Here is a 21,491-nt window from a genome sequence, read left to right on the forward strand (position 1 = left end):
TCACACCTTAGCCACGAGCGGGCGACCCAGCAGGCCTTGCGGACGGAAGATGAGGATCAGCACCAGCAGCGAGAAGCTGAACACGTCCTTGTAGTCGGAGTTGATCAAGCCGGAGAACAGCGACTCGGAGATACCCAGGATGATCCCGCCGAGCATCGCGCCGGGCAGTGAGCCGATCCCGCCGAGCACTGCGGCGGTGAACGCCTTGATGCCGATGATGAAGCCCGCATAGAAGTCGAAGGTGCCGTAGTTCATGGTGATCAGCACGCCGGCCAGCGCGGCCATCACCGCACCGATGACGAACACGTAGGAGATCACCCGGTCGGTGTTGATGCCCAGGATCGAGGCCATCTTGCGATCTTGCTGGGTGGCGCGGCACATGCGGCCGAGCTTGGTGTACTTGATCACGTAGGTGAGCAGGCCCATGCCGACGAAAGCTGCCACGAGGATGAAGATCTTGGTGTAGGTCAGTTGCACGAAGCCGGTGCCGACTTCGACGCGCAAGGCGCCTTCGAGCAGGGTCGGTACGCCTTGCTGGCGCGCGCCCTGGCTGAGCTGCGCGTAGTTCTGCAGGATCAGCGAGATACCGATGGCGCTGATCAGCGGCGCCAGGCGGGTGGAGTTGCGCAGTGGCTTGTAGGCGATGCGCTCGATGGTGAAGCCATAGACGCCGGTGACGACGATGGTGAACAACAGCGTGCCGAGCATCAGCAGGGGGAAGGACTCGATGCCGAAGTAGGCCAGCAATGCCAGGCTGATCGCCGCGAGGTACGCGGAGATCATGTACACCTCGCCGTGCGCGAAGTTGATCATGCCGATGATGCCATAGACCATTGTGTAGCCGATGGCGATCAGGCCATAGACCGACCCGAGGGTCAGCCCGTTGACCAGTTGCTGCAGGAAAATACCATCCATAACGCAATCTCACCTATTGAGATTGCACGAGCGCCGACCACGGCGGGGGCAAGGGTGAAGCGACCCTCGCCGCGCAGGACTGTGCAGATCTACGGATAAAGTACAAATACCGCGGGGCAGCGACCCGGCGCTCTGCGCACCGGGCCGCGAGCCGTTGTTATTTTTGTTTTTCCAGCTGGTGGTACTTGCCGTTGGCATCCCACTGGTAGACCACGTAGTCGGAGACGGTCAGGTCGCCCTTGCTGTCCCACTTCTTCTCGCCCATGACGGTCTTGACCGGGTTGGCCTTGAGCCACTTGGCGGCGTCTTCGCCCTTGTTCGACTTGGCGCCGTTGAACGCAGCGGCCAGGGCCTGGACCGAGGCATAGGCGTACAGGGTGTAGCCTTCAGGCTCGGTGCCACCCTTGCGGAACTCCTCCACCACGGTCTTGCTGTCTGGCAGCAAGCGCGGGTCGGCGCCGAAGGTCATGTACACGCCGTTGGTGTACTGTGCGCCGCCTGCGGTGGCGACCAGTTCGTCGGTGACGATACCGTCGTCGGACATGAACTTGACGTCCTTGAGACCCTGCTCGCGCAACTGGCGCACCAGCGGACCAGCCTCAGGGTGCAAGCCGCCGAAGTAGACGACGTCGGCCCCGGTGGAGCGGATCTTGGTGACCACGGCGCTGAAGTCCTTCTCGCCGCGGGTCAGGCCTTCGTACAGCACCGGGGTGACGCCGCGCTTGGTCAGCTGCGCCTTGGTCGCATCGGCCAGGCCCTGGCCGTAGGTGTCCTTGTCGTGCAGCACGGCGACTTTCTTGCCCTTGAGCACGTCGACGATGTAGTCGCCGGCGACGATGCCTTGCTGGTCGTCACGGCCGCACATGCGGAACATCGCGGACAGGCCGCGTTCGGTGACCTGCGGGTTGGTCGAGCCGGGGGTGATGGCGATCACGCCCGCTTCATCGTATACCTCGGAGGCAGGGATGGTGTTGGAGGAGCAGAAGTGGCCGACCACGCCGATGACCTTGTCCTGGTCGACCAGGCGGTTGGCCACGGCCACGGCCTGTTTCGGCTCGCAGGCATCGTCACCCTTGACCAGGACGATCTTCTCGCCGTTGATCCCGCCAGCGGCGTTGATCTTGTCCGCAGCCGCCTGGGCACCTTTCATGTACTGCTCGCCAAACGCTGCGTTGGCACCGGTCATGGGGCCCGCGACGCCGATCTTGACGTCGGCCTGAACATACGAAGAAACACCCAGTGCCGTGGCTACGGCCAGTGCCAGGAAACCTTTCTTGTAAAACGTCTGCGACATGTGGTGGTGCTCCTAGAGTTTTTTTTGGTTGGCACTACAACTTTCTGCCCTGTGGTCTGAGCAAGGGCCGTGCCATCGGTTTTATCGATCACGAAAACACACCGCGTTGAGCCATCGGGAGCGGCCGACGGTCGTTTCTTTACTGAGCGTGCAACCGTCTGCCATGAGACGAGCGCCACCACACGCCTGGCAAAGGAGCAACCCCTGCCCGCCATCATTGCAACCTCCGTAAGCGTCAATGTGCAACCGACCTGTAACAGCGCGACGTCACCGAAGTGCACACAGCCGGTGCGAAACTGCTACAGGGATGCACTGTTGAAAGGCTAGTCGGTGTAGGAAGAGTCATTGATTTATCTACGGACACACCCGCTGCCGGAGCGGGCTTGCCCCGCGATAGGGCCATCCGAGACGCCACAAATGCCTCATTCCTCCGGAAAACACTGGCACAATGGCGTTTATTCCCGCGTGCCCCCACCCCATGGCGGGCACCGCCGACCTGGAGCTTTTGAATGAGCGAGAGCGCATTCGCCGAGCGCATCGTGCACAACCTGCTCGACACCGACTTCTACAAGCTGACGATGATGCAGGGCGTTCTGCACAACTACCCGGACGCCGACGTCGAGTGGGAGTTCCGCTGCCGCAACGGCGAAGACCTGCGTCCTTACCTGGGCGAGATCCGCCAGCAGATCGAACAACTCGAAGACCTCACCCTCGACGCTGGCCAACTGGCCTTCCTCGAACGCTACAGCTTCCTCAAGCCCGACTTCCTGCGCTTTCTCGGCCTGTTCCGCTTCAACCTGCGCTACGTGCACATCGGCATCGAGCACGACCAGCTGTACCTGCGGCTGCGTGGCCCCTGGCTGCACGTGATCCTCTTCGAAGTGCCGTTGCTGGCGATCGTCAGCGAGGTGCGCAACCGCCACCTGCACCCGCACATGCGCCTGGTCGAGGCGCGCGACCAGCTGTACCGCAAGTTCGACTGGCTGCGCGCCCACGCCAGCGACGACGAACTGGAACACCTGCAGGTGGCCGATTTCGGCACGCGCCGGCGCTTCTCCAGCCGGGTCCAGGAAGACGTGGTGCGGGTGATGCGTGATGACTTCCCGGCACGCTTCGTCGGCACCAGCAACGTCGACCTGGCATGGAAACTGGATATCAAGCCCCTGGGCACCATGGCCCACGAGTGGATCATGGCCCACCAGCAGCTCGGCCCGCGGCTGATCGACAGCCAGATCGCCGCGCTGGACTGCTGGGTCCGCGAGTACCGCGGGCTGCTCGGCATCGCCCTGACCGACTGCATCACCATGGATGCCTTCCTCGGCGATTTCGACCTGTACTTCGCCAAGCTGTTCGACGGCCTGCGCCACGACTCAGGCGAGCCGGTGGCCTGGGCCGAGAAGGCCATCGCCCATTACCGCAAGCTGGGTATCGACCCGATGACCAAGACCCTGGTGTTCTCCGACGGGCTGAACCTGACCCGTTCACTGGAGATCTTCCGCGCGCTGCGCGGGCGCATCAACGTCAGCTTCGGCATCGGCACCAACCTGACCTGCGACATTCCTGGGGTGGCGCCGATGAGCATCGTGCTTAAAATGACCGACTGCAATGGCTCGCCGGTGGCGAAGATTTCCGACGAGTCCGCCAAGACCCAATGCCGCGACGAGAACTTCGTCGCCTACCTGCGCCACGTATTCAAAGTCCCCAGCAAGGAGTAACCCATGCAAGCCGTTCAGCGAGAGATTGCGCAAGCGCTCAAGGTGCAGCCGCCGTTCGCCGACGCCGCCGCGCTAGAGGCCGAAGTCGCCCGGCGCGTGGCGTTCATCAAGGATTGCCTGGCCAATGCCCGGCTCAAGACCCTGGTGCTGGGCATCAGCGGCGGGGTCGACTCGATGACCGCCGCCCTGCTCGCCCAGCGCGCGATCAACGAGCTGCGCGCCGAGACCGGCGACGCGGCGTACCGCTTCATCGCCGTGCGCCTGCCGTACCAGGTGCAGCATGATGAGCACGACGCCCAGGCCTGCCTGGAGGTGATCAAGGCCGATGAGGTGCACACCGTCGACATCGCCCCCGCGGTGCGGGCGCTGGCCGGTGAGGTGAAGGCGCTGGAAGGCGGTTCGCCGACCCTGGTGGACTTCGTCGTCGGCAACACCAAGGCGCGCATGCGCATGGTCGCCCAGTACACCATCGCCGGCGCCCGCGCGGGGCTGGTGATCGGCACCGACCATGCGGCCGAGGCGGTGATGGGCTTCTTCACCAAGTTCGGTGACGGGGCGTGCGATCTGGCGCCGCTGAGCGGCCTGGTGAAGCACCAGGTGCGTGCCATCGCCCGTAGTTTCGGGGCGCCAGAGGCGCTGGTGGAAAAGGTGCCGACCGCCGACCTGGAGGATCTGGCGCCGGGCAAGCCGGACGAGGCGTCGCATGGCGTGACCTACCAGCAGATCGATGCCTTCCTGCACGGCGAGCCGGTGGACCAGGAGGCGTTCGACATCATCGTCAACACCTACCGCAAGACCCAGCACAAGCGCGAACTGCCGTTCGCCCCATAAGCAATAGCGCAGTGCATTCGTAGGAACGGGCTTGCCCCGCGATGGCGAAGGTGATTCACCGACGCCATCGCGGGGCAAGCCCGTTCCTACAAAGGGTGATGCGTTCGTTACTTGAAGATGACCTTGCCTTTCATCATCGAGATGTGGCCCGGGAAAGTGCAGAAGAAGCTGTAGTCACCACCGGCCTCCAGCTTCGAGGTATCGAACTTCACCTCGGTCTCCTTCTCCGGCGCGCCGATCATCTTGGTATGGGCGATGATCGCGGCGTTGTCGGCTTTCAGGTAGTCCTTGTCCAGGCCCTGGGTCATGCCTTCGGTGGCGATGGCCTGCATGTCGGCAGTCTTGCTGATCACTAAGTTGTGGCCCATGACGTTCTTCGGCAGGTTGCCGGAGTGGGTCAGCTTGACGGTGAACGCCTTGCAGCTCTTGTCGACGGTGAATTCCTTGCTGGTGAAGGACATCTGGTCGGTCGAATCGACGGTCACCGAGCACTCGGCAGCAAAGACGGACGCGCTGGCGAGGGTCAGCAGGGATACCGCTACAGCTTTCGCAAACATCGTGAATCTCCTTGGCAGGGTTTATCAATTGCGAGACTGCCTGAAACCGCATACCCCCTCCCTGACGTGGGTCAAGGGGTAGCCAGTGGCCAGCCAGTAGATTTGTTCAATGGATTGTATACAACCAATCTAAGTGCACATCATGCCTCCTTGATAGACGATGAGACAACCTCTCATTTAGGAGCAATCACCATGACTCTTGGAAATTTCATGCGCGGCCTGCTGGCTGCCTATGCGTGCGGTGCCACCGGCTCGGCCGTCTACGAATTCGCCCGCCCCGAGTGAGTCGGCCCTTGGAAGCTGTCGGTCTGGCCCTTACCCTGTGTGCCCCCTTGCCCGCGCAAGGGTGAACCGCACTGGAGAAAAGCAATGCCTGTACGTTCCGTCTGTGTCTTCTGCGGCGCCAGCATTGGCGCCAACACTGCCTACCGCGAGGCGGCCATCGCCCTCGGCCAGGCCATCGCCCGACGCGGCCTGACCCTGGTCTATGGTGGTGGCGCGGTTGGTTTGATGGGCACTGTGGCCGACGCGGCCATGCAAGCCGGTGGCGAGGTGATCGGCATCATCCCGCAGAGCCTGATGAACGCCGAAATCGGCCACAAAGGCCTGAGCCGCCTGGAAGTGGTCGATGGCATGCACGCCCGCAAGGCGCGCATGGCTGAGCTGAGTGATGCGTTCATCGCCCTGCCGGGCGGGCTAGGCACGCTGGAGGAGCTGTTCGAGGTGTGGACCTGGGGGCAACTGGGCTATCACGCCAAGCCGTTGGGCCTGCTGGATGTGAATGGGTTCTATGAAAAGCTCGGCGGGTTCCTCGACCATATCGTCGAGGAAGGTTTCGTGCGGCCACAACACCGGGCGATGCTGTTGCTCGGGCAGCAGCCGGATGCGCTGCTGGATGGGATGGATGAGTTCGTCTCGCCGGTGCTGCCGAAGTGGGTCGACAGGAAACCCGACTGAAAAATACGGCGACGCCCTTGTAGGAGCGGGCTTGGCCCGCTCCTACAAGGGCCCGTGGCGTTCAGCAGCCCTTCACGATCAGCGCGGGATCACCGGCTGACGCGGCTTCTTCTTGCCCTTGCCACCCTTGGCCGCCTCTTTGCGCTCCTTGGCGGCCTGCTGGTTGCGGGCGAACGCCTCGGCCTTGGCTTTTTCGCGCTTGTCCCACGGCTTGCTGCCATCGCTGGCGCGCGGCGGCAGGCCGGTGTGCTGGGTGAGGATCTTCTGTTCCTTGCCCACCTTGTGGCTGCCGCTCGGCGTGGAGTTCTTGCGCCGGGCGCTCTGGTAGCTGTCGGTCTGCGGCTGGTGCAGCGGAATCAGCTGGTGCTTGCCCGGGCCGATCAGGTCCGCGCGGCCCATGCGCTCCAGCGCCTCGCGCAGCATCGGCCAGCCCTTCGGGTCGTGGTAGCGCAGGAACGCCTTGTGCAGGCGGCGCTGCTCATCGCTCTTGACGATCTCCACGCCTTCGCTCTTGTAGGTGACCTTGCGCAGCGGGTTCTTGCCCGAGTGGTACATGGCCGTGGCCGAGGCCATCGGCGAGGGGTAGAACGCCTGCACCTGGTCGGCACGGAAGCCATTGCCCTTGAGCCACAGGGCCAGGTTCATCATGTCTTCGTCGGTGGTGCCGGGGTGCGCGGCGATGAAGTACGGGATCAGGTACTGCTCCTTGCCCGCCTCCTTCGAGAACTTCTCGAACATGCGCTTGAAGCGGTCGTAGGTGCCGATGCCCGGCTTCATCATCTTGTCCAGCGGACCACGCTCGGTATGTTCCGGGGCAATTTTCAGGTAGCCGCCAACGTGGTGGGTGACCAGTTCCTTGACGTACTCCGGCGACTCCACCGCCAGGTCGTAGCGCAGGCCCGAGGCGATCAGGATTTTCTTCACCCCCGGCAAGGCACGGGCCTTGCGGTACAGCTCGATCAGCGAACTGTGGTCGGTGTTGAGGTTCTCGCAGATGCCGGGGAACACGCACGACGGCTTGCGGCAGTGCTTCTCGATGTCGTGGCTCTTGCAGGCGATGCGGTACATGTTCGCGGTCGGGCCGCCGAGGTCGGAGACCACGCCGGTGAAGCCGGGCACCTTGTCGCGCATCTCCTCGATCTCGCGGATGATCGAGTCGTGGGAGCGGTTCTGGATGATCCGCCCTTCGTGCTCGGTGATCGAGCAGAAGGTGCAACCGCCGAAGCAGCCACGCATGATGTTCACCGAGAAACGGATCATCTCGTACGCCGGGATGCGCGCCTTGCCATACGCCGGGTGCGGCACGCGCGCGTAGGGCATGCCGAACACGTAGTCCATTTCCTCGGTGGTCATGGGAATGGGTGGCGGGTTGAACCACACGTCCACCTCGCCATGCTTCTGCACCAGCGCACGGGCGTTGCCGGGGTTGGTCTCCAGGTGCAGCACACGGTTGGCGTGGGCATAGAGCACCGGGTCGTTGCGCACCTTCTCGAACGACGGCAGGCGGATCACCGACTTCTCGCGGGTCATGCGCGGGCTGTCGAGGATTTGCACCACCTTGGCTTCGTTCGGGTCTTCCACCTCGCCCTTGGCCTGCTCGATGGCGCAGGCCTGGGTGTCCTGGGTGTTGACGTAGGGGTTGATGATCTTGTCGACCCGGCCCGGACGGTCGATGCGGGTGGAGTCGATCTCGTACCAGCCTTCAGGCGTGTCGCGACGAATGAACGCAGTGCCGCGCACGTCGCTGATGCTCTCGATCGACTCGCCGTTGGACAGCCGTTGCGCCACCTCGACCACCGCGCGCTCGGCGTTGCCGAACAGCAGGATGTCGGCGCAGGCATCGATCAGGATCGAATGACGGACCTTGTCCTGCCAGTAGTCATAGTGGGCGATACGGCGCAGCGAGGCCTCGATGCCGCCGAGCACGATCGGCACGTGCTTGTAGGCTTCCTTGCAACGCTGGCTGTACACCAGGCTGGCCCGGTCAGGCCGGCTGCCCGCGATGCCACCCGGGGTGTAGGCGTCGTCGGAGCGGATCTTCTTGTCGGCGGTGTAGCGGTTGATCATCGAGTCCATGTTGCCGGCCGCGACACCGAAAAACAGGTTCGGCTCGCCGAGCTTCATGAAGTCGTCCTTCGACTGCCAGTTCGGCTGGGCGATGATGCCTACGCGAAAGCCCTGGGCTTCCAGCAAACGACCGATGATGGCCATGCCGAACGACGGGTGGTCGACGTAGGCGTCGCCGGTCACGATGATGATGTCGCAGGAGTCCCAGCCGAGCTGATCCATCTCCTCCCTGCTCATCGGCAGGAACGGCGCTGGCCCGAAGCATTCGGCCCAGTACTTGGGATAGTCGTAGAGAGGCTTGGCTGCTTGCATGTCAGTGACCGGTTCTGGTGTGCAGGGAAATCGCGGGCGCGGAATATAGCACAAATTTTGACCAAATCCGACGGTAGAGGTCGGATTCATCGAGGCCGCGCATTTGTCCCGAGATGGCGTCGCCGAATCCAGCATCGCATCGCGGGGCAAGCCCGCTTCGACAGGGGCGGTGGCGTGCCGGGTTATTCGTCGTCGTCGAAGTTGTACATGCCCGGCGCAAGGTTCTCGAAGCGGGTGTACTTGCCGATGAACGCCAGCCGCACGAAGCCGATGGGGCCGTTACGCTGCTTGCCGATGATGATCTCGGCCACGCCCTTGTGCTCGGTCTCGGGGTGATACACCTCGTCACGGTAGACGAACATGATCACGTCGGCGTCCTGCTCGATCGCACCGGATTCACGCAAGTCGGAGTTCACCGGGCGCTTGTTCGGCCGTTGCTCCAGGGAACGGTTGAGCTGCGACAGGGCGATCACCGGGCAGTTGAACTCCTTGGCCAGGGCCTTGAGGGAGCGGGAGATCTCGGAGATCTCGTTGGTACGGTTGTCGCCGGCAGAGCCGGGAATCTGCATCAACTGCAAGTAGTCGACCATGATCAGCCCGATGTCGCCGTGTTCTCGCGCCAGGCGCCGGGTACGCGCACGCATCTCCGAAGGGCTGATGCCCGCGGTGTCGTCGATGAACAGCTTGCGGTCGTTGAGCAGGTTCACCGCCGAGGTCAGCCGCGGCCAGTCATCGTCGTCCAGCTGGCCGGAACGCACCTTGGTCTGGTCGATGCGGCCCAGCGACGACAGCATACGCATCACCAGCGATTCACCGGGCATCTCGAGGGAGAACACCAGCACCACCTTGTCGCTGCGCAACACGGCGTTTTCCACCAGGTTCATGGCGAAGGTGGTCTTGCCCATCGACGGACGGCCCGCGACGATGACCAGGTCGGCCGCCTGCAGGCCGCTGGTTTTCTCGTCCAGGTCGGTGAAGCCGGTGGAGACACCGGTGATATCGCTGTCGGAGTTGAACAGCGTGTCGATGCGGTCGATGGCCATGGTCAACAGCTCGTTGACCCCTACCGGGCCACCGGTCTTGGGCCGCGCCTCGGCGATCTGGAAGATCTGCCGTTCGGCGTCGTCGAGGATTTCCTCGGCATTGCGGCCTTGGGGGTTGAAGGCGTTGTCGGCGATGTCGGTACTGATGCTGATCAACTGGCGCAGCGTCGCACGCTCGCGAATGATCGCGGCATAGGCCTTGATGTTGGCCACCGAGGGGGTGTTCTTCGCCAGTTCCGCCAGGTAGGCCAGGCCACCGACCTGGGACGACAGGCCTTCCTTTTCCAGCTGCTCGTGCAGGGTAACCACGTCGAACGGCTGGTTCTGGTCCACCAGCTTGTGGATGGCACGGAAAATCAGCCGGTGGTCATGCCGGTAGAAGTCGCCATCCGACACTTGGTCCAGCACCCGCTCCCAGGCGTTGTTGTCCAGCAGCAGGCCACCGAGCACGGCCTGTTCGGCCTCGATGGAATGCGGCGGCACCTTCAGGGCAGCGGTTTGCAGGTCGAGCTGTTCGGGATGGGTGATCTCGTTCATGGCCACGCAAGAATCAGGGGGAGTGAAAAAACAAAGGGCACGGCCTGCGCAAAGCAGGGCCGTGCCCGATGTTACCGGCTGGCCCGCAAGGAGCCAACCGATGCTACAGCTTAGGCTGCAACGACGACCACACGCACGGTGGCTTCAACGTCGCTGTGCAGGTGCACGGCTACGTCGTATTCGCCAACTTGACGGATGGTGCCGTTCGGCAGACGAACTTCAGCTTTGGCCACTTCAACGCCAGAGGCGGTCAGGGCGTCAGCGATGTCGTGGGTGCCGATCGAACCGAACAGCTTGCCTTCATCGCCAGCGGTGGCGGTGATGGTGACTTCCAGCTCGGCCAGTTGGGCAGCGCGGCTTTCAGCCGAAGCTTTCTTGTCGGCGGCTGCTTTTTCCAGCTCGGCGCGGCGCTCTTCGAACGCGGCCAGGTTGGCGGCGTTGGCAACGGTGGCCTTGCCGAATGGCAGCAGGAAGTTACGGCCGTAACCGGCTTTAACTTTAACTTTGTCGCCCAGGTTGCCCAGGTTGGCGACTTTTTCCAGCAGGATCAGTTCCATTTGGTAAAACCTCTTAACTTTTAACCTTCACCGTTCGCGGAGTCGTCACCCTTGGGTGACAGGCGACCGCGAAAATCAATCAGGCTGTCGACAACGGCCAAAACCACGAGCAACGGATACGTCAGCTGCATGAACAGCACCAGCGTCACGTACAACCCCACCAGCCAGAACTTGGCCAGGCGTTTGCGCGCCACCAGCCCATGCAGCAGGGCGATGCCCGCGAACATGAGCGGCACGCTGCACAGCGGCGTGAGCAATGCCAGGCCGGAACCGAAGTTCGGGCCGAACAGCATGCACGCCAGCAGCAGCAGCGCCGGCACCAGGGGAATGCGCACCGCTTGAAACTCGCGGCCGAAACCTCCCGGGTTGTACAACACGGCTTGCCAGTAGCGCCCCAACATCAGGGCCAGCACACTGACAACTTGCAACAAGGCCGCGATCAGGCCGTTGAGCACCGGTACGATGAGCCTCGCCAAGTGCGCCTGTTCCTCTACCGACAACTGCTGGTAAAGGCCGCCGAGCATCTGCGGCAGGGCTTTTTCAAGCGCTCGCGCCAGAGCTTCGATCGGTTCCTGGAACACTGAACCAAGGATCACACCGTACAACAGGCCCAGGGCGATGCTGGACAACAGCACCCGGTTCCAGGAATGCCCGGCGCGCAACAGCGCAGCCAGCCCCAGCGCCCCCAGCAGCACCATCAAGGTGCGCGGCTCGCCGAAGACCCACCAGGCCAACGCGGGCAAGATGCCCCACACGATGACCGAGGATGCGTCCTTGAAACCGCGCCGCAGGAACACCAGGCTCCCGGCGGCGGCACTCAACCAGAACAACAGCGGCAATGCCGCACAACCGGCCACCACTACAGTGGCCTGCACGCGACCGCGCATGATGAAATCAGCCAACGCTCGCATGCCTATCCCTTGCTACTTGTCGACGACCCGGTCTCAGCGGCCGTGGCTGTCGGTGTAGGGCAGCAGGGCCAGGAAGCGGGCGCGCTTGATAGCGGTGGCCAGCTGACGCTGATAACGAGCTTTGGTACCAGTGATACGGCTCGGAACGATCTTGCCGGTTTCGGATACGTAAGCTTTCAGGGTGTTGAGATCTTTGAAGTCGATCTCTTTCACGTCTTCAGCAGTGAAGCGGCAGAATTTACGACGACGGAAGAAACGTGCCATGTAATAGGCTCCTCAAAAGGTCCGTGGATTACTCGTCAGCGTTATCGCTGTTGTCGCTGTCATTGCTGTCGTCGCCATCGGCGGAGTCAGCATGCTCAGGACGCTCGCGACGCTCACGGCGCTCGCTGCGGTTCTCTTCGGCCTTCAGCATTTCGGACTGGCCGGTTACGGCTTCGTCACGACGGATGACCAGGTTACGGATTACGGCATCGTTGTAGCGGAAGTTGTCTTCCAGCTCGGCCAGGGCTTTGCCCGAGCACTCAACGTTCAGCATCACGTAGTGAGCCTTGTGAACGTTGTTGATGGCGTAGGCCAGCTGACGACGGCCCCAGTCTTCCAGGCGGTGGATCTTGCCACCATCTTCTTCGATCAGCTTGGTGTAGCGCTCGACCATGCCGCCGACTTGCTCGCTCTGATCCGGGTGGACCAGGAAGATGATTTCGTAATGACGCATGAATGCTCCTTACGGGTTAGTAGTCTGCCAGCGAATCTGGTCAGACAAGGAGTGAATGACACTGTGTGTCTTGCACGGAGGGTAGGCACATACATGCCTGCCAGCTCGGCAAGGGGCGCAATTGTAGAGAAGGCGGGGCAGACAAGCAAGGTGATTGGCGATTATTTGAACAGCTAGAAACAATTGCCGGGCAATGTGCTGCCCGGCAGGACGCCATCGCGGGGCAAGCCCGCCCCTACAGCCCCCGCTGATTGCGAATACAGCGGGATACCTTTGGGAGCGGGCTTGCCCCGCGATGAAGCCAGCACCGACGAGAATGAATCAGCGCTTGGCCTGGCGCTGGCGCACCGCTTCGAACAGGCACACCCCGGTGGCCACCGAGACGTTCAGGCTGCTGACGCTACCGGCCATCGGCAGCTTCACCAGGAAGTCGCAATGCTCGCGGGTCAGCCGGCGCATGCCCTTGCCTTCGGCGCCCATGATCATCACCAGCGGGCCGGTGAGGTCCTGCTGGTAGATCTCCTGCTCGGCCTCGCCAGCGGTGCCGACCACCCACAGCCCGCGCTGCTGGAGCTTCTCCAGGGTGCGCGCGAGGTTGGTCACCGCCACCAACGGGATCACCTCGGCGGCGCCGCAGGCGACCTTGCGCACCACGCCGGTGAGCGTGGCCGACTTGTCCTTGGGAATCACCACCGCCGTGGCGCCGGCGGCATCGGCGGTGCGCAGGCAGGCGCCGAGGTTGTGCGGGTCGGTGACGCCATCGAGCACCAGGATCAGCGGCGGCGTCTCGCTGCGCTCGAGCAACTCCTCGAGCATCGCTTCGCCCCACACCTGGCTCGGGCTGACCTCGGCCACCACGCCCTGGTGCACGCCCTCGACCCAGGCGTCCAGCTCACGGCGCTCGGCCTGGCCAACCGGCACGCGGTACTTCGCGGCCAGCGCCAGCAAGGCCTGGAGGCGCGGCTCACTGCGCCCTTCCGACAGCCAGATCTGCTTGACCCGCTTGGGGTGGTGCTGCAACAGGGCCTGCACGGCGTGCACGCCGTAGATCTTTTCCAGCTGACTCATGACTTGTGCTTGCCCTTGCGTGGCGCGCCGGACTTCGACGGCCCCTTGCGATGCTTGGTCGGTTTGCCGGACGCCTTGGCGCCCTTGTCCGACTTGCCGCTGGCGTGGCCCTGACGCGCCTCGCTCATCAGCGCCTTCTTCATTTCACGGCTCTTGCGCACCTCGGCGTTGCGCTGCACCGCGTCCTTGGGGAAGTAGGCGTCGGCGCTCTCGCTTTTGCGGCTGCGCGGCTTGGGCGTGGCCTTGGCGGTTTCCGGGGCCGGCTCGGACGCGGCGGCGGGAGCCGAGGCGCCCTGCTGCTTGCGACCGACCGGCGCCTTGGCGGCAGCGTCGGACAACTCGAAATCGATCTTGCGCTGCTCCAGGTCGACACGCATGACCTTGACTTCGATCGAGTCGCCAAGGCGGAAGCTGCGCCCGGTGCGCTCACCAGCCAGGCGGTGATGCACGGGATCGAAGTGGTAGTAGTCGCCCGGCAGCGCACTGACGTGCACAAGGCCCTCGACGTAGATGTCGGTCAGCTCGATGAACAGGCCGAAACCGGTCACCGCGGTGATCACACCGGGGAAGGTCTCGCCCACGCGGTCACGCATGTATTCGCACTTGAGCCAGTTGACCACGTCGCGGGTGGCTTCATCGGCGCGACGCTCGGTCATCGAGCACTGCTCACCCATCTGCTCCAGGGCGTTCTCGTCGTACGGGTAGATGCGCGCCTTGGGGATGCTCATGGCACCGGCACGCTTGACGTGCGGGGTGTCGATCTTCGAGCGGATGACGCTGCGGATCGCGCGGTGCACCAACAAGTCCGGGTAGCGGCGGATCGGCGAGGTGAAGTGGGTGTAGGCCTCGTAGTTCAGGCCGAAGTGGCCGTTGTTCTCGACGCTGTACACCGCCTGGCTCAGCGAGCGCAGCATGACGGTCTGGATCAGGTGGAAGTCCGGGCGCCCGGCGATGCTCGCCAGCAAGGCCTGGTAGTCCTTCGGCGACGGGTCCTTGCCCTTGTGCAGCGACAAGCCCAGTTCACCCAGGAAGGCGCGCAGTTTTTCCAGACGCTCCGGCGGCGGGCCGTCGTGCACGCGGTACAGCGACGGCACATTGTGCTTCTGCAGGAACTCGGCGGTGGCGACGTTGGCCGCCAGCATGCATTCCTCGATCAGCTTGTGGGCGTCGTTGCGCACGGTCGGGCGGATCTCGTCGATCTTGCGGTCTTCGCCGAAGATGATCCGGGTTTCCTGGGTCTCGAAGTCGATCGCGCCACGGGTGTGACGGGCATCCACCAGCACCTTGTACAGGGCATAGAGGTGCTTGAGGTCCGGCAGCACCGCGCTGTACTCCTCGCGCAGGGCCTTGCCCTCACGGGTGCGGGCGTGCTCGAGCATGCTGCTGACCTTGTTATAGGTCAGCCGCGCGTGGGAGTGGATCACCCCTTCGTAGAACTGGTAGTCGACCATCTGGCCGGCCTTGTTGATGGTCATCTCGCAGACCATGGCCAGGCGATCGACGTGTGGGTTCAGCGAGCACAGGCCATTGGACAGCTCCTCGGGCAGCATCGGCACCACGCGCTCCGGGAAGTACACGGAGTTGCCGCGCTGCTGCGCCTCGACGTCCAGGGCCGAGCCCAGGCGCACGTAGCTGGAGACGTCGGCGATCGCCACGTACAGGCGCCAGCCGCCGGAGAACAGGCGCAGCTTGCCCAGGGGCTCGCAGTAGACCGCGTCGTCGAAGTCGCGAGCGTCTTCGCCGTCGATGGTGACGAAGTTCAGGTGGCGCAGGTCGATGCGCTTTTCCTTGTCCTTCTCTTCGACTTCGGAGCGGAACTTGCGCGCTTCCTTGAGCACGTCCTTTGGCCAGACATGCGGGATGTCGTAGCTGCGCAGGGCCACGTCGATTTCCATGCCCGGGGCCATGTAGTTGCCGATCACCTCGACCACGTCACCCTGAGGCTGGAAGCGCGGGGTCGGCCAGTGAGTGATCTTGATCTCGACGAACTGGCCGATCTTGGCGCCACCGTTGCGCCCGGCGGTGACCAGCACTTCCTGCTGGATCTTCGGGTTGTCCGGGGTGACGTAGCCGATGCCGCCTTCCTCGAAGTAACGGCCGACCACGCTTTCGTGGGCACGGGAGATGACCTCGACCAGCACGCCTTCACGGCGGCCGCGGCGGTCGACGCCGGACACGCGCGCCAGGCCGCGGTCGCCGTCGAACACCAGGCGCATCTGCGCCGGGCTGAGGAACAGGTCTTCGCTGCCGTCGTCGGGAATGAGGAAGCCGAAGCCGTCGCGGTGGCCGGAAACGCGGCCGCAGATCAGGTCCAGCTTGTCTACCGGGGCATAGGTGCCGCGCCGGGTATAGATGAGCTGGCCATCGCGCTCCATGGCGCGCAGGCGGCGGCGCAGGGCCTCGACCTGGTCTTCCTCGTAGAGGCCGAATTCCGCTGCCAACTGCTCACGCGCGGCCGGCTCGCCACGGTCGGCCAGGTGTTGCAGGATCAGCTCACGGCTGGGAATGGGATTGTCGTATTTTTCCGCTTCGCGGGCGGCCTCGGGGTCGAGGGATTGCCAATCGGCCATCAGGAGGGGTTCACCTTGGGGTATATAGACGAGAAGTTTCGCATAGGCGTATTGAAACCGGAAATGTCAGCCTTGGACAGCCCCGCCGGGGGCTCCTGTTGAATGAGAAGGCTCGCGGAATCAACAAGTTGAATTTTTTGAATTTTTTTTCGATCCGGGGGTTTACAGCCCATCGGGGCATCCGTATAGTGCGCACCACGACGACGGACACCCCCGACGTTGTAGTTGAGAGAAACGATGTTGTAAAGCATCATTGGATCTCGACAAGTGTGCCCAGGTGGCGGAATTGGTAGACGCGCTGGTTTCAGGTATCAGTGACTTAACGGTCGTGGAAGTTCGAGTCTTCTCCTGGGCACCAAAAATTTCGAGTGATAGATAGCAGAGTTATCGGTCATTCAGCAACACGATTCATGCTGTAGATGTAAAAGCTTTGCCCAGGTGGCGGAATTGGTAGACGCGCTGGTTTCAGGTATCAGTGACTTAACGGTCGTGGAAGTTCGAGTCTTCTCCTGGGCACCATATAAAAACCCACTAGCTTGCTAGTGGGTTTTTTCTTGTCTGCGATTTTTGTTCTGAGCTGCCGGCCCTATTGCGGGGCAAGCCCGCGCCTACAGGTACGGCGTCGTTCCTCAAGGCTGCGGGAGCGGGCTTGCCCGGTGACAGGGTCCGAACAATCGCCTCTCCTCCCTTCCCCACCTCGATAGCCCCCTACTGAATTTCACCTCCCACGGCCACTTGAGAAACGATTTCGTTTACCATTGTTTCCAAATATGTAGCCGTAAGCGAGGAAGCACCCGCATGACGATCCGCCCGAAACCGCTGATGCGCACCCTGGCCGCCGCCGTCCTGGGCCTGGTCATCGGTGCACCGGCCGCCCTGGCAGACGACCCGGTCACCCTGACCCTGTACAACGGCCAGCACAAGGAAATCGGCGAAGCCATCGCCAAGGCCTACGAGGCCAAGACCGGCATCCACATCGATATCCGCAAGGGCAGCAGCAACCAGCTGGCCAGCCAGATCATCGAAGAGGGCGCGCGCTCGCCAGCCGACGTCATCTACACCGAGGAATCCCCGCCGCTGAACAACCTGGGCGAGCTGGGCTTACTGGCGAAAATCGACGACGCCACCGCGAACATGGTGCCCAAGGAGTACGTTGGCGCCAGCGGCACCTGGATGGGCATCACCGCCCGTACGCGCATCGTGGTGTTCAACCCGAAGAAGATCGACGAAAAAGACCTGCCGAGCACGGTGATGGACTTCGCCAACCCCGAGTGGGACGGGCGCGTCGGCTACGTCCCTACCAGCGGCGCCTTCCAGGAACAGGCCGTGGCCATCCTGAAGATGCATGGCCGCGACGCCACCGAAGAATGGCTGACCGGCCTGAAAGCCTTCGGCAAGGCCTACACCAACAACATGGTTGCCCTCAAGGCCGTGGAAAAAGGCGAAGTGGCGGCCGTGCTGGTGAACAACTACTACTGGTATGCGCTGGAGCGCGAGCGCGGCAAGCTGGACTCCAAGCTCTACTACCTGGCCGACGGCGATGCCGGCAACCTGGTCACCATCTCAGGTGCTGCGGTGGTCAAGGCCAGCAAGCATCCGAAGGAGGCCCAGGCCCTGCTCAACTGGATGGCCAGCGAAGAAGGCCAGCGCGTGATCACCCAGACCACCGCCGAGTACCCACTGCACAAAGGCATGGTCTCCGATCGTGGCCTGAAGCCCTTCGAAGACCTGCGCCCACCGAAGATCTCGCCAGCCGACCTGGGCAATGCCGAGGAAGCGATCGAGCTTGAACGCGAGGTCGGCCTGCTCTGATGACTGCCGCCGTGCCCGAACCTGTGCAGGTACGTTTCGTGCCGCGCCGCAAGCGCCCCTCGGTGTGGGTGGTGCTGCCCGTACTGTTCCTGGTCGCCATGAGCCTGTTGCCACTGGCCTACGTCGCCATCAAGGCCTGGGAGGCCGGCTGGCACGAAGCCCTGCGTTTGCTCTGGCGCCCGTTCGTCTGGGGTCTTTTGCGCAACACCCTGATGCTGATGGTCGGCGTCACCCTGGTATGCCTGGTGGTCGGCCTGGCCTTGGCCTGGCTACTCGAACGCAGCGACCTGCGCGGTCGGCGCCTGTGGGGCGTGGTGTTGTGCCTGCCATTCGCCGTGCCCTCGTTCGTCAGCAGTTTCACCTGGGTGTCGCTGAGTTCGGACTTCGAAGGGCTGGGCGGGGCGATCCTGGTCATGGCCTTGTCCAAGTACCCGCTGGTGTTCCTGCCGGTGGCTGCGACCCTGCGCAACCTCGACACCTCGCTGGAGGAGTCAGCGCGCACCCTGGGCTGCAGCCGCTGGGGCGTGTTCATCAAGGTCACCCTGCCCTTGCTGTGGCCATCGATGCTCAGTGGCGCGCTGTTGATTGCCCTGCACATGCTGGTGGAGTTCGGCGCCCTGTCGATCCTCGGCCTGCAGACCTTCACCACGGCGATCTACCAGCAGTTCGAGCTGGAATTCAGCAACGCCAATGCGGCGATGCTCTCGGCAGTGCTGCTGGCGCTGTGCCTGGCGATGCTCTGGCTGGAGCTGAGGGTGCGCGGCAAGGCCCGCCACGTGCGTATCGGCCAGGGCGTAGCACGTCGCGCGCAGCCGCTTCCCCTGCGCGCCTGGAGCGCGCCAGCGCAGGTGTTCTGTCTGGGCCTGGCGGTGCTGGGCAGCGGCATCCCGCTGGCGATGCTGGGCTACTGGCTGAGCGTCGGCTCCTCGGCCGCGTTCCCGGTGGCGGCCATTGGCAAGGCGCTGTTCACTTCGCTGTCGGTATCACTGGGTGGCGCCGGGTTCTGCGTGCTACTGGCGCTGCCGATCAGCTTCCTGGTGGTGCGCTACAAAGGCCGCCTGGCGATCTGGGCCGAGCGCCTGCCGTACTTGCTGCACGCCCTGCCCGGCCTGGTGATCGCCCTGACGCTGGTGTTCTTCGCCCTGCACTACGTGCCGGCGCTGTACCAGACCACCGCGCTGTTGATCCTGGCCTACGCGCTGCTGTTCCTGCCGCTGGCCCAGGCACCGGTGCGCACGGCGCTGAACAAGGCGTCGCCGACCCTCGAGGAGGCCGCGCGCACCCTGGGCGCCAGCAGCTTCTCAGCCTTCTGCCGGGTGACCTTGCCGATCATCTTCCCGGCCCTGGCGGCGGCGTTCGCGCTGGTGTTTTTGGATGCGATGAAGGAGCTGACCGCCACCCTGCTGCTCAGCCCGACCGGCATGACCACCCTGGCCACCGAGGTGTGGGCGCATACCGCCAACGTCGAGTTCGCGGCGGCGGCGCCTTATGCGGCGCTGCTGATCGTGGTGTCAGGGCTGCCGGTTTACCTGCTGACCACGCGGATGTACCTCAACAAGGCGTAGGCCCATCGCGGGGCGAGCCCGCTCCCACACGCTCGGCACTGGCCCGAAGAACAGTGCCCCACCTGTGGGAGCGGGCTCGCACCACGATGAAGCCGGTGCCGCCAACCTCAGGCCCGGAACTGCCCCAGGCTTGCCCGCAACTGCGCGGCCAGGTCGTCCAGCACCTTGCTGCTGGCGGTGGTCTGCATCACCACCTGCGCAGAGCGCTCGGCCTGGGTGTGGATGGTCTGCACTCTGCCCCGCACCGCTTGCGCCCCATGGGCCTGCTGCTCCGCCGCACGGGTGGCCAGGCCAATGGCCGCGTGCACCTGCTCCACCGCTGCCTGCACCGACTGCTGCCGACGCTCGTTGTCGCGCAGCACCAGCAAGCCTTCACTGGCCTTGATGCCGGCCTGGCCAATGGTCGCCACCGCTTCCTTCGCGCCCTGCTGCAACGCCGTGATATGCGCCTGGATGTCACCGGTGGAGCTCTGGGTCTTGCTCGCCAGCGCCCGCACCTCGTCGGCCACCACGGCGAAGCCACGCCCGGTCTCGCCCGCCCGCGCCGCCTCGATGGCAGCATTGAGCGCCAGCAGGTTGGTCTGCTCGGCAATACCGTGGATCACCGTCAATACCACCTCGATCTGCTCGCTCTGCTTGGCCAGGCGCTCGATCACTTGCGAGCCGGTCTCGACCTGCCCGGCAAGGTTCTCGATCAGACCTGCAAGCTGGGTCGTGGCCTGACTGTTCTCGTCGGTGGCCTGGCGAATGTCCACCACCTGCTGCAATGCTGCCTGCATCGCCTGGCTCTCGGCCTGGGCCTCGTCGGCCATGCTGGAGAGGTCACGCAGGCTGGCGGCCACCTCGTCGCGCTGCAGTGCGGCGGCGGCATCGGCACCCGCGTTGCGCTGGGCCATGGTGCCAATTTCCACGCCAGTGCGCTGGGCCACCTCGCCCGCTTCGCGCACGATGGGCTGTAACTTGTCGACAAAGCGGTTGACCGCCTTGGCCATGTCACCGATCTCGTCGCGGCTGTCGAGCGGCACGCGCTTGGTCAGGTCGCCTTCACCGGCGGCCAGGTCATCCAGCGCAGCGATCAGCAGACGCAGCTTGCTGACCACGCGCCGCCCGAGCACTACGGCCACCACCAACAGCACGCCCAAGCCCACCAGCACCAGGCCGACGCCGATACGCCAGCGCAGATCGCCAGCGGCATCGCGCACCGTCTGCGCGGTGTTGGCCTGCATCGCGGTGGCGCTGTTCTGCGCGGTCTCCAGGCGAGCGCGCAGGGTCTTGCCGCTGTCGGCCGCCGCAGCCCCCAGGCTCTCACCCACCAATTGCTCGCCACTGGCGATCAAGGTGGCGAAGCGTTGGTCGAGCGCCTTGAGCGCCTGCTCCACGGACGCGGTGGAAACCCCCATGAGCACCTTGCCGATCTCCACGCCGTTGGGGCTGATGGAGGCTTCGACGAAGTACACCGATGGGTCACGTCGGGCGGCTTCGAGCACCTTGTCCAGCGCCCGCTCACCCTGCCCCTTTTCCAGCAGGGCCTGATTGACGGGATTCTGACGGTTCAGGTAGCGCGTCAGGTGTTCGCCCTGCGCGTCGTCGTAGATCACGAACAACACGTTGGGATTGCGCTGGGCACGGCGTGCGAAATCGGAGAGCGTGGGCACGTCGTTGTCCCAGATCGCCCGCGGGGCGACCGAGGCCAGCAGTTCGGCCATATCGTTGGCCGAGTCCTTGAGGTTTTTCTCCAGGGTATCGCGCAGTTGCTTCTGCTCGCTCTCCAGCCGCGAGGAAAGCCCGGCACTGAGCCGTTGCCGGGTGCTGGCCGAGAGGCTGTCGAGACCGGCGCGCACATCCTGGCCAGCCTGCTCCAGTTCGCCAGCCAGCTTGCGACTGTCGGCCCCCAGGCGTTCGCCCAAGTCGGCTTCCAGGGCGGTTACGGTGCTCCGGGTCAGCGCAACGGCGACCAAGACCTGCACCAAAAGAGCGATACCAAGTGCAACAAAAACAGGCCGCAGAAGGCGGCTTCGTAACAGAGAAAGGATGGCAGACACGTCGGAACCCCCGTGTTTCT

Annotated in this window: 17 protein-coding genes, 2 tRNA genes and 1 pseudogene; 7 read left to right on the top strand and 13 right to left on the bottom strand. The window is 63.8% G+C overall.

Annotated features, from left to right (window positions below; all coding sequences use genetic code 11):
* Together P0Y43_RS24340 and P0Y43_RS24345 are read right to left on the bottom strand one after the other, a co-directional pair.
* Nucleotides 1-915 (bottom strand): ABC transporter permease subunit, encoded by a 915-nt coding sequence (locus P0Y43_RS24340; protein ID WP_275639804.1) that lies wholly within the window; start codon nucleotides 913-915, stop codon nucleotides 1-3.
* 157 nt (nucleotides 916-1,072) lie between these two features.
* Nucleotides 1,073-2,209: a branched-chain amino acid ABC transporter substrate-binding protein gene (locus P0Y43_RS24345; protein ID WP_275639805.1), complete on the bottom strand. Its 1,137-nt coding sequence runs from the start codon at nucleotides 2,207-2,209 to the stop codon at nucleotides 1,073-1,075.
* A 509-nt stretch (nucleotides 2,210-2,718) separates the two neighbouring features.
* Here P0Y43_RS24345 and pncB point away from each other — a divergent pair.
* Both pncB and nadE read left to right on the top strand, forming a co-directional pair.
* Entirely contained in the window at nucleotides 2,719-3,924 is a 1,206-nt protein-coding gene (pncB, locus tag P0Y43_RS24350; RefSeq protein WP_275639806.1) for a nicotinate phosphoribosyltransferase, read from the top strand.
* A 3-nt stretch (nucleotides 3,925-3,927) separates the two neighbouring features.
* Nucleotides 3,928-4,755 carry an ammonia-dependent NAD(+) synthetase gene (gene nadE / locus P0Y43_RS24355; protein WP_275639807.1) on the top strand — a complete coding sequence of 276 codons (828 nt, stop codon included), beginning with the start codon at nucleotides 3,928-3,930 and terminating at the stop codon, nucleotides 4,753-4,755.
* A gap of 107 nt (nucleotides 4,756-4,862) precedes the next feature.
* Here nadE and azu read toward each other — a convergent pair whose 3' ends face one another.
* Nucleotides 4,863-5,312, bottom strand: coding sequence for an azurin (gene azu / locus P0Y43_RS24360; protein WP_275639808.1), 450 nt, complete (start codon nucleotides 5,310-5,312; stop codon nucleotides 4,863-4,865).
* A 369-nt stretch (nucleotides 5,313-5,681) separates the two neighbouring features.
* Here azu and P0Y43_RS24365 point away from each other — a divergent pair, with 369 nt between their 5' ends.
* Entirely contained in the window at nucleotides 5,682-6,269 is a 588-nt protein-coding gene (locus tag P0Y43_RS24365; protein WP_275639809.1) for a TIGR00730 family Rossman fold protein, read from the top strand.
* 78 nt (nucleotides 6,270-6,347) lie between these two features.
* On the opposite strand, the gene P0Y43_RS24370 is transcribed toward P0Y43_RS24365, so the two are convergent.
* The 8 genes from P0Y43_RS24370 to rnr all read right to left on the bottom strand — a co-directional run bounded on the left by P0Y43_RS24370 (nucleotide 6,348) and on the right by rnr (nucleotide 16,052).
* Nucleotides 6,348-8,648 carry a YgiQ family radical SAM protein gene (locus tag P0Y43_RS24370; RefSeq protein WP_275639810.1) on the bottom strand — a complete coding sequence of 767 codons (2,301 nt, stop codon included), beginning with the start codon at nucleotides 8,646-8,648 and terminating at the stop codon, nucleotides 6,348-6,350.
* 182 nt (nucleotides 8,649-8,830) lie between these two features.
* Complete coding sequence (gene dnaB, locus P0Y43_RS24375; RefSeq protein WP_275639811.1) at nucleotides 8,831-10,228, bottom strand: replicative DNA helicase; 1,398 nt, start codon at nucleotides 10,226-10,228, stop codon at nucleotides 8,831-8,833.
* 110 nt (nucleotides 10,229-10,338) lie between these two features.
* Nucleotides 10,339-10,785, bottom strand: a complete 447-nt coding sequence (gene rplI, locus P0Y43_RS24380; protein WP_003249568.1) for a 50S ribosomal protein L9 — start codon at nucleotides 10,783-10,785, stop codon at nucleotides 10,339-10,341.
* Nucleotides 10,786-10,805: 20 nt separating this feature from the next.
* Nucleotides 10,806-11,696: a hypothetical protein gene (locus P0Y43_RS24385; RefSeq protein ID WP_275639812.1), complete on the bottom strand. Its 891-nt coding sequence runs from the start codon at nucleotides 11,694-11,696 to the stop codon at nucleotides 10,806-10,808.
* A 33-nt stretch (nucleotides 11,697-11,729) separates the two neighbouring features.
* On the bottom strand, nucleotides 11,730-11,960 hold the full coding sequence (rpsR, locus tag P0Y43_RS24390; protein ID WP_003249563.1) for a 30S ribosomal protein S18: 231 nt from the start codon (nucleotides 11,958-11,960) through the stop codon (nucleotides 11,730-11,732).
* 28 nt (nucleotides 11,961-11,988) lie between these two features.
* Nucleotides 11,989-12,414 carry a 30S ribosomal protein S6 gene (rpsF, locus tag P0Y43_RS24395; protein WP_275639813.1) on the bottom strand — a complete coding sequence of 142 codons (426 nt, stop codon included), beginning with the start codon at nucleotides 12,412-12,414 and terminating at the stop codon, nucleotides 11,989-11,991.
* A 321-nt stretch (nucleotides 12,415-12,735) separates the two neighbouring features.
* A complete protein-coding gene (gene rlmB, locus P0Y43_RS24400; RefSeq protein ID WP_275639814.1) occupies nucleotides 12,736-13,482 on the bottom strand; it encodes a 23S rRNA (guanosine(2251)-2'-O)-methyltransferase RlmB in 747 nt (248 codons plus the stop codon).
* The gene (rnr, locus tag P0Y43_RS24405) at nucleotides 13,479-16,052 is read right to left on the bottom strand and encodes a ribonuclease R (protein ID WP_275639815.1); all 2,574 of its coding nucleotides are present in this window, start codon (nucleotides 16,050-16,052) and stop codon (nucleotides 13,479-13,481) included. The genes rlmB and rnr overlap by 4 nt, the downstream gene beginning before the upstream one ends.
* A 271-nt stretch (nucleotides 16,053-16,323) precedes the next feature.
* Between rnr and P0Y43_RS24410 the strand changes: the two genes are divergently transcribed.
* From P0Y43_RS24410 to P0Y43_RS24425, 4 genes are all read left to right on the top strand, one after another.
* Nucleotides 16,324-16,410, top strand: a tRNA-Leu gene (locus P0Y43_RS24410).
* Between the two features lie 74 nt (nucleotides 16,411-16,484).
* A tRNA-Leu gene (locus tag P0Y43_RS24415) sits at nucleotides 16,485-16,571 on the top strand.
* Between the two features lie 279 nt (nucleotides 16,572-16,850).
* Nucleotides 16,851-17,864 carry an extracellular solute-binding protein gene (locus tag P0Y43_RS24420; RefSeq protein WP_275639816.1) on the top strand — a complete coding sequence of 338 codons (1,014 nt, stop codon included), beginning with the start codon at nucleotides 16,851-16,853 and terminating at the stop codon, nucleotides 17,862-17,864.
* Entirely contained in the window at nucleotides 17,864-19,429 is a 1,566-nt protein-coding gene (locus P0Y43_RS24425) for an ABC transporter permease (protein WP_275639817.1), read from the top strand. Before P0Y43_RS24420 ends, P0Y43_RS24425 begins: the two co-directional genes overlap by 1 nt.
* Before the next feature lie 107 nt (nucleotides 19,430-19,536).
* On the opposite strand, the gene P0Y43_RS27200 is transcribed toward P0Y43_RS24425, so the two are convergent.
* On the bottom strand, nucleotides 19,537-20,421 hold the full coding sequence (locus P0Y43_RS27200) for a methyl-accepting chemotaxis protein (RefSeq protein ID WP_430540284.1): 885 nt from the start codon (nucleotides 20,419-20,421) through the stop codon (nucleotides 19,537-19,539).
* 21 nt (nucleotides 20,422-20,442) lie between these two features.
* Nucleotides 20,443-21,135: pseudogene (locus P0Y43_RS27205) on the bottom strand (methyl-accepting chemotaxis protein); the annotation flags it as partial.
* Nucleotides 21,136-21,491 lie beyond the last annotated feature (356 nt).

The organism is Pseudomonas entomophila (genome assembly GCF_029193575.1).
Classification (GTDB): Bacteria; Pseudomonadota; Gammaproteobacteria; order Pseudomonadales; family Pseudomonadaceae; genus Aquipseudomonas; species Aquipseudomonas entomophila_G.